The following is an 841-nucleotide window of genomic DNA, read 5'->3' as shown; positions in this document are numbered from 1 at the left end:
CCCTGCGGCTGCTCGAGGACGGCGCCGCACCCGTCCATCACCAACCCGCCACGATTATGCCAGGTGCCCGTTCGCATGTGCCTGTCGTTCCCGGCGAAGGAGCCTGATCATGCTGCATTCCCATGCCGAAATCCGCCGCCGTATCGATGCTCTCGGCCCGTGGTTCCACAACATGGAACTGGCGGGTGTCGAAACCGCTCCCAACCATTTTCTCGGCAATTATCCGCTGATCAAATGGCGCAAATTCGCCGAGGCCATTCCCGCCGATCTGACAGGCAAGACGGTGTTGGATATTGGTTGCAATGCCGGTTTCTATTCCATCGAGATGAAACGGCGAGGTGCTGCCCGTGTCCTCGGCATCGATTTCGATGAGGCCTATCTGGCGCAGGCCCGCTTTGCCGCCGAGATCGCCGATTGCGAGATCGAATTCCAGAAACTTTCGGTCTACGACGTCGGCGCCCTGAGTGAAACGTTCGATGTCGTGCTGTTCATGGGGGTGCTTTATCACCTGCGCCACCCCTTGCTCGCGCTCGACCTTATCCGTGAGCACGTCGCCGGTGACCTGATGATCTTCCAGTCCATGCAGCGCGGCAGCACAGATCTGCCCGAGATGGAAGAGAACTATCATTTCTGGACGCATGACCTGTTCGACCGGCCGGAATTTCCCAAGCTCCATTTCATCGAGCACCGCTATGCCGATGACCCGACCAACTGGTGGATACCCAACCGCGCCTGCACCGAAGCGATGCTGCGCAGCGCCGGCTTTGAAATCGTCCTGCATCCGGAGCAGGAGGTCTATTTCTGCCGCGCCGCCGGCGGCGCGGCCAGTGGGGGTCCCTGT

The 841-nt window shown here is 60.3% G+C and carries 1 protein-coding gene; it reads left to right on the top strand.

Features of this window, described 5'->3' with window-relative positions; all coding sequences use genetic code 11:
• Positions 1–109 precede the first annotated feature (109 nt).
• Positions 110–841 (top strand): TIGR04290 family methyltransferase (locus EN750_RS36805; RefSeq protein WP_127399446.1); only part of this gene is annotated, 732 nt, incomplete at its 3' end.

It is taken from the genome of Mesorhizobium sp. M7A.F.Ca.ET.027.03.2.1 (assembly GCF_003999175.1).
GTDB lineage: Bacteria > Pseudomonadota > Alphaproteobacteria > Rhizobiales > Rhizobiaceae > Mesorhizobium.
The sequence above is the reverse complement of the archived record's forward strand: the minus strand, read 5'-3'. Positions and strand labels throughout refer to the sequence as shown.